We start from the raw sequence: 6,665 nt of genomic DNA on the forward strand, positions 1-6,665 counted from the left end.
CATAATCGAACTTACTGACCAACAATGACGCGGAAGTTGGAATGACCAAGGGACTCACGCACTTGATCGGTTTTGTACATCAAGTAACGAAGACATACGCGACCCTTGTTTTTCTCCTTTTTAACCATGTACTTAGACAACTGACCATGGTGAATTTTTTGATAAACAGAGCCGCGGGAAATGCCTTCCCATTCCGCGAACTCTGCAGGTGTAGCCATCTCTTTTGGTACACGAATTGAAATATCGGTGCTCATAGTGCAGTATCTCTCAGTTAAGGTTTGGTTTATGTCGTTTTATCTTGTTTTATGCGATTCAATAATTGAACAACCGAGATACTACGATCCAATATTTGATACGTCAATAGGATTAAGAAATGATACAGGTGAAAGCTGGCGAGAATACAGGGGGTAGAGAGGCTATCCATAGGTTAATGGCTGCCTATGATTTTAAGTCCAGGCAGCAGCTATGTGATCACCTAGGCGCATCTAAAAGCACTATGGCTAACAGATACTTAAGAGACAGTTTCCCTGCAGAATGGGTGATTCAATGTGCTCTTGAAACGGGCGTTTCTTTACTCTGGCTGACCACAGGTCAAGGTGAACCCGGAACAAAAATTGATGATAAAAAAAGTATCAATTTCGTGAACTCTGGCAAGGTAAAACCTCTTTCTGAACTTGTATCGCCCGAGGTCGACAAGGTTAATCTCATGGGAGGTTCGCTGGTTGAAGCCGGGAAGGCCATCATTGATAGCAGCCTGCTTCCATCTGACTCACGCGAGCTGCTTCTAGTAAATACAGCTGGCGATTCATATTTAGTTGACCGTACCCAGACACCACCAGTGAATGGGATGTGGTTGGTCGATATCGACGGGATAAAAAGCATTGTTAAGTTAACCCGTCTTCCTGGAAACAGATTAGTTGTGCATCAAGATGACTCTTCGTTTGAATGCAGCCTGGATGATATTGAGGTAGTTGGCCGTGCATTGAAAATCATTAAGAGTCTTTGATATGACGATCAGAAAGCAGCCGAATGGAAAATGGTTGTGCGAGTGCTACCCGAACGGGCGTGACGGCAAGCGTGTGCGTAAGCAATTTGCGACTAAAGGCGAGGCTGTAGCATTTGAAAACTTCACCATGGATGAAGTGAACAAAAAGCCGTGGCTGGGTGAAAAGGAAGATCGGCGGCATTTGTCAGAATTGATTGAGCAGTGGCACTCCCTTTATGGCCAGACGCTCGCAGACCCCAAGCGCCTCATGGCGAAATTGAAAATTATCTGCAATGGGCTGGGCGATCCCGTCGCTTCTGAGTTAACAGCCGGTGATTTTACCAAATATCGTGAAGCACGATTAAAAGGTGAGGTACGTAACGAAGACGGTGGGCTAATGTCGCCAGTGAAGCCCCGCACGGTTAATCTTGAACAGCGTAACTTATCATCCGTTTTTGGCACCCTGAAAAAGCTGGGCCACTGGTCAGCGCCTAACCCGCTCGCCGGGCTACCAACATTCAAAATAGTAGAGGGGGAGTTGGCATTCCTGGCCTCGGACGAAATTAAACGCCTGCTTGATGCATGTGCTGTTTCTCAAAGCACCAGCCTATTGATGATCGCAAAGGTATGCCTTGCCACCGGCGCGCGGTGGAGTGAAGCCGAAAACCTGCAAGGCCATCAATTATCTAAATATCGGATCACCTATACCAAAACTAAAGGCAAGAAAAATCGAACTGTTCCGATTTCTCAGGAGCTTTATGACGAACTCCCCAAAAATAGAGGGAAGCTATTTACGCCATGCAGAAAAGCTTTTGAACGTGCAGTAAAACGAGCCGGTATCAACTTGCCTGAAGGCCAGTGCACCCATGTGCTGCGCCATACATTCGCCAGTCACTTTATGATGAATGGCGGAAACATACTGGTACTGCGCGATATTCTAGGCCATGCCGATATAAAAATGACGATGATCTATGCACACTTTGCACCAGATCATTTAGAAGATGCTGTAACAAAAAATCCTTTACATGGTTTAAAATGGACTTCACTATGATTCAAGAATCAATTACTAATTTTGTCAAAACGCCAGGAATTTCTTTCTTGTTTATAGCAATATATTGCATTTACCTTTTCATTGAATACAAAAAAAACAAAAACAATAATTATTTCGAAATGACTGAAGAAAGGCTGACAAAGCAAAATCTTTTTAAACAATCAATAAGAATTCCGATTGTATCAGCATTGTATTTTGGTATATTCTCATGGATTGGACACTATCCTCGATTCGATGCAGTAGGATTTAGTAACTTCATCGAAATAAGCAAATTATCGATCGCCCTCCTTTCCCTTTCTATACCATTCGTTGCTATCGTTGCGAACATACACAGAACAATTCAAACAGAGAATCAAATCCGCAAAACACAACAACAAATCGATCTAGTAACTGAGAAAAATCGGAGTGATGCATACTATGCACATCTTAAAAATTTTTCAGACATGTTCAAAACATTACCATCATTTACACTTTCACGACGAGACAATACTTCCTTCGAAAAAGGCACTGTAAAACTTTCGGTAGATCATACCTATTCATTATATAAAAAAATATTTAAAAAATCTTCTATCTCTAATGGGTATAGTAATGAGGTTGATAAAGGATTTCTAAAGCTATTAGAAAACACATATCATAACATTGGCAATACATTAATAAAAAACAATGAACTTCACCGAAATCTTGATTGCATATCCAATTTAGAAAACCTTGAGGCGCTTATAGTGTTTTTATGCAGAGAATTAGGTGTGAACTATGAGCGCGATGTAAATAATTTCGAGATTTTCAATCCCATCACAAATTTAGGAATAGAAACATCGTTTTCTGATGAAAAAGAAATTAAAGAAATGCTACGAGGACTAAGAGACATTTTAATATCTCTTTACATGCTAATTGATCAGAATCCAATTATTTTTCAAGGTAATATAAACAGCATGGACTTTTTAGCCAATTATGCATATGAACCAGATAATTTGATTTTTAAAAATATACTACCTATAAAACAATAAAGTAAATAAATAGCGATGATCTTATGTAAGAAAAAAATGTAGAACACGCACAAAATATTATCAGTGAACATATTTGACAAGTATGCATCATTTATATAGGAGACATATTTTGATTAAAGATTTTGACGTGCAATCTGATGCTGTTGTTAAATTAAGAATGGATGCAATACGTTCTGAAATACAACGTTATAATCCTGATGTATTCATCGAATTTTGCATGCAATATAATTTGCAGAAATTCGATGATAACTTACACATGCTCAGACATATGCCATGGGTCGTGAATTTATGTTTAAAATGGTCTGCATCAGCTATTGGAAAGAACAAAAAATTTAAAAATCTAAATAAAATGCAAGCCATCGCTCTGTTTCAAAAGGCTTATGACACCTTAAGTATCATACCAATTGGTCTTGAAAAGAAAAATGGATTGGATTTTTTCTTAAGGAATAATATTTATCAACAAGGGATTTATCAAAGAATTGATGCTTTAAACTCAATTAGCAGGCAAGTTTTTTTATTCTTACCACTTGAAGAAAAACATAAAATAAAAACCTCATTCTTATCATTAACTAATATCTCAATTGAGGATTTCCTAGTTCTGTCATTCGTGTTAATAACTCACATAACCTCAAACAATCCAGTTCGCAAAATGAATGTAAACACTTTCGATGTACTACAACCAATTATATCCAAAGAGACCATTGAAAGATTCCTTGATGCAATTTCAATTACGTATGAAAGACTACCATCATTTTCTAAATTAAAAACACATGATAAACCTTTATTAGAATACTATTCATCAAGTCCTTTCCTCGAAAACCCACTAATAAAAAAAGGTTCAGATTATTTTCAAATACATACACAACTCACTTCAACAAGCATACAAACATTCATATATGATTTACTAAGAAGAAATGATGCCGAGAAGTTCATGGACAGTTTTGGAAAGGTATTTGAAGATTCATTAGAAAAAATCATACACGAGAGCACAATTCCATTTTTCACTGAAAAGTATCTTAAAGAACGATTACCTAAAGACAATAAAGTAGTTGATTTTTTGATCCCACATTCTGATGCAAATATATTTATTGATGCCAAAGGTGTGGAAATACATGAAAAAGGGATGGTTACATTACGCCCTGAAGATATTTCAGGGAAAATAAAAACATCTGTTTTGAAAGCTATTGAGCAGGCACATGAAGTTAATAGAGAAATTTTTTTAGATGATGGAAGAATCTGCGCCTTTAGAAAAGAATCTTACGCACTCTGCATCACATACAAAAATCTTTTTTTAGGAAATGGAAGTTTCCTCGCTAATGCCTATGCATCAAATGAGATGCAAAAAATATATGACAAATTCAGTAGTGACTATCACATACCTAAAGAAAATATATTTTGTTTAGCATTTGATGAATTTGAATACCTTCTCGCGTCCTGCAAATACGCGAATGTACCCCCTCATATGGTTCTTAAATATGCAGTTGAGAAAAATAAAAAACCGTCCAGCGCCGCCTTCCTTTTCGCACACCATTTAAGAGCATTTTTCGATAGAGTAAAAAACTCAGATCTGGTCAATGAGATGGGAAAAAAAATGGTTATATCAATATCGGAAAAAATATCGCCAAGTAACGGCGATATAAGCAAAAAAAGTGGCGGCACTTTGGCGGCAGAGCAGTAAAAACATATAAAATAGAAAAAAACCCTATAACACTAATTAATTGTTTTTAAACATAAATCATTGTTTCCACTGTAGTAAAAATAGTATGTAGAAATTTCGGACGCGGGTTCAACTCCCGCCAGCTCCACCAATCATGATTGGACTGTGCAAGGACAGCACTAGCAAAAACAGGAAGTTAGCAGTCTCAGCAAGACACCGACCAGACGGTGATGAGACAAAAAAGGATACGCAAAGGAGCCGCGGCTCCCAAGTGACATGAAAGCCCGCTTATGCGGGCTTTTTTGTGTTTAAAATTTGCAGGAGAAGCATTGGGGACTACTGGGGAAATCCCCGACATTCCCACACTACATTACAGGCGATTTATCGTCTTGAAGTTGGTTAAGCGTATGTGTAAGAACGCCATGCACCGTTACATCATTCAAAGCCTCACCTTCAATCGCTTCACCGTCTTGAGTAATCAGCGCCTGACCCATAAGTTTCACAAACTGGTTTCTCCCGTCCATGCTTACCAGCAAAGTATCCCCGCTTTCTGGCGTCAGACTGACGTTAATAACGGCCCACCCGCATGACGTTTCAATAACCCGACAGTTGTTATCTACGCCGCAGATAGCATCTATCGTAATGCGCTGCTCCTGGTAATCAGTAGCTGGCGATGGAAACCCCATTAGAAAATCCTCCCCATGTTACGCAGGATCCAGTAACGGTTCTCGCTTGCGGTTGTCGTCTTATCAGCAAAGTCTGGCTGATATCGCTCAATCCATGAATTGGCATCTGCTTGGCTGAAATGCCAGTGTCTCTCATGCAGTTCAGCAATGAACTTGTCTGTATGTAGGCAAAGATAGCCTTTCGGGTTTTGCTGTATGGCCGCAATAAAAGCAGCACGAATATCCGGCTGACGGGGCATAAATGAACCCTCACTTGCTTGTTGACTGTATGCATATACAGTAGTATTTTTATCAAAACAGATCAAGCACAGGAATTTTTCACTTAAAAGGGGATCGGTATGTTTGTGGAACTGGTTTATGACAAGCGTAATGTTGATGGTTTGGCAGGCGCCAGAGAGATTATCCTGGCCGAGTTGACGAAACGGGTACACCAGATTTTCCCTGATGCCGAAGTGAAGGTGAAGCCGATGCAGGCGAACGCTTTAAATAGCGACGCCAGCAAAAGTGATCGGGAAAAGCTGAACTGCATGCTGGAGGAAATGTTTGATGAATCCGACATGTGGCTGACGTCTGAATTTCCGACCGTCCGGCAAAATGTATAAAACGGCGAGGGGCAGCTCAACAGCTCCCCTTCAATTATTCAGGCTTGACCCACCGGAAATTTTTTATAAAGAGTGCATACGGCTACATCATAAATAATTGCAACCTGCTTCCGATCCACTCCATTTGCGATTAATCTGCCAGCCTGAGCCCATTGCTCTTCGGTCAACTTTGGGCGTCGCCCACCTATTCGCCCTTTTTCTCTCGCCGCCGCTAATCCCGCCCGGGTACGTTCAACGATCAACTCTCTTTCCATTTCCGCCAGTGCTGACATGATGTGAAATATAAAACGCCCCATTGGGCTGGATGTATCAATGCTGTCTGTGAGGCTCTTGAAGTGGATGCCACGCTGACGGAGTTCATCCACCAGCAGCACCAAATTACGCATGCTACGACCAAGACGATCCAGCTTCCAGACCACAAGCGTATCGCCCTCGTTCAGCGTTCTCAGAAGCTTTTTAAGCGCCGGCCGGTTCGCCACAGTTCCGCTCATTTTTTCTTCGAAAATCTGTTCACATCCTGAGCGTTCGAGTGCCTGTCGCTGAAGATCCGTGTTTTGGTCATTTGTTGACACCCTTACGTAGCCAATTTGCATACTTTTCACCCAATAATTTTCACAAAAAAATCAGATGAAGTTATCGGCCAGGCCACCAAAGGGCAATCTATAAAACGTCGGTTT

Annotated in this window: 9 protein-coding genes; 5 read left to right on the forward strand and 4 right to left on the reverse strand. The window is 40.3% G+C overall.

Annotated features, from left to right (window positions below; translation table 11 throughout):
* Nucleotides 1-11 precede the first annotated feature (11 nt).
* Entirely contained in the window at nt 12-254 is a 243-nt protein-coding gene (locus L462_RS10320; protein WP_032678743.1) for a hypothetical protein, read from the reverse strand.
* Between the two features lie 119 nt (nt 255-373).
* On the opposite strand from L462_RS10320, the gene L462_RS10315 reads away from it, so the two are divergent.
* From L462_RS10315 to L462_RS10300, 4 genes are all read left to right on the forward strand, one after another.
* Nucleotides 374-1,006: a phage repressor protein CI gene (locus tag L462_RS10315; protein ID WP_032678744.1), complete on the forward strand. Its 633-nt coding sequence runs from the start codon at nt 374-376 to the stop codon at nt 1,004-1,006.
* 1 nt (nt 1,007) lies between these two features.
* Nucleotides 1,008-2,036: a site-specific integrase gene (locus L462_RS10310; protein ID WP_032678745.1), complete on the forward strand. Its 1,029-nt coding sequence runs from the start codon at nt 1,008-1,010 to the stop codon at nt 2,034-2,036.
* Entirely contained in the window at nt 2,033-3,043 is a 1,011-nt protein-coding gene (locus L462_RS10305; protein ID WP_050595749.1) for a hypothetical protein, read from the forward strand. Before L462_RS10310 ends, L462_RS10305 begins: the two co-directional genes overlap by 4 nt.
* 109 nt (nt 3,044-3,152) lie before the next feature.
* Complete coding sequence (locus L462_RS10300; protein ID WP_082209487.1) at nt 3,153-4,721, forward strand: GapS1 family protein; 1,569 nt, start codon at nt 3,153-3,155, stop codon at nt 4,719-4,721.
* Between the two features lie 344 nt (nt 4,722-5,065).
* Here the strand turns inward: L462_RS10300 and L462_RS10295 are convergent, their stop codons facing one another.
* Nucleotides 5,066-5,386 (reverse strand): hypothetical protein, encoded by a 321-nt coding sequence (locus L462_RS10295; protein ID WP_032678746.1) that lies wholly within the window; start codon nt 5,384-5,386, stop codon nt 5,066-5,068.
* The gene (locus L462_RS10290; RefSeq protein ID WP_032678747.1) at nt 5,386-5,625 is read right to left on the reverse strand and encodes a hypothetical protein; all 240 of its coding nucleotides are present in this window, start codon (nt 5,623-5,625) and stop codon (nt 5,386-5,388) included. The genes L462_RS10295 and L462_RS10290 overlap by 1 nt, the downstream gene beginning before the upstream one ends.
* A gap of 99 nt (nt 5,626-5,724) precedes the next feature.
* Between L462_RS10290 and L462_RS10285 the strand changes: the two genes are divergently transcribed.
* The gene (locus tag L462_RS10285; RefSeq protein ID WP_032678748.1) at nt 5,725-5,988 is read left to right on the forward strand and encodes a DinI family protein; all 264 of its coding nucleotides are present in this window, start codon (nt 5,725-5,727) and stop codon (nt 5,986-5,988) included.
* 38 nt (nt 5,989-6,026) lie between these two features.
* Here the strand turns inward: L462_RS10285 and L462_RS10280 are convergent, their stop codons facing one another.
* Nucleotides 6,027-6,581, reverse strand: a complete 555-nt coding sequence (locus L462_RS10280; protein ID WP_032678749.1) for a recombinase family protein — start codon at nt 6,579-6,581, stop codon at nt 6,027-6,029.
* Nucleotides 6,582-6,665 lie beyond the last annotated feature (84 nt).

This window comes from Enterobacter sp. BIDMC 26 (genome assembly GCF_000534435.1).
Taxonomy (GTDB): Bacteria; Pseudomonadota; Gammaproteobacteria; order Enterobacterales; family Enterobacteriaceae; genus Enterobacter; species Enterobacter ludwigii.

Excerpts from the sequence above, each read along its gene's own strand:
- L462_RS10280 (WP_032678749.1), bottom strand. The coding sequence starts at position 6,581 with ATGCAAATTGGCTACGTAAGGGTGTCAACAAATGACCAAAACACGGAT.
- L462_RS10315 (WP_032678744.1), top strand. The coding sequence starts at position 374 with ATGATACAGGTGAAAGCTGGCGAGAATACAGGGGGTAGAGAGGCTATC.
- L462_RS10295 (WP_032678746.1), bottom strand. The coding sequence starts at position 5,386 with ATGGGGTTTCCATCGCCAGCTACTGATTACCAGGAGCAGCGCATTACG.
- L462_RS10320 (WP_032678743.1), bottom strand. The coding sequence starts at position 254 with ATGAGCACCGATATTTCAATTCGTGTACCAAAAGAGATGGCTACACCT.
- L462_RS10305 (WP_050595749.1), top strand. The coding sequence starts at position 2,033 with ATGATTCAAGAATCAATTACTAATTTTGTCAAAACGCCAGGAATTTCT.
- L462_RS10290 (WP_032678747.1), bottom strand. The coding sequence starts at position 5,625 with ATGCCCCGTCAGCCGGATATTCGTGCTGCTTTTATTGCGGCCATACAG.
- L462_RS10285 (WP_032678748.1), top strand. The coding sequence starts at position 5,725 with ATGTTTGTGGAACTGGTTTATGACAAGCGTAATGTTGATGGTTTGGCA.
- L462_RS10310 (WP_032678745.1), top strand. The coding sequence starts at position 1,008 with ATGACGATCAGAAAGCAGCCGAATGGAAAATGGTTGTGCGAGTGCTAC.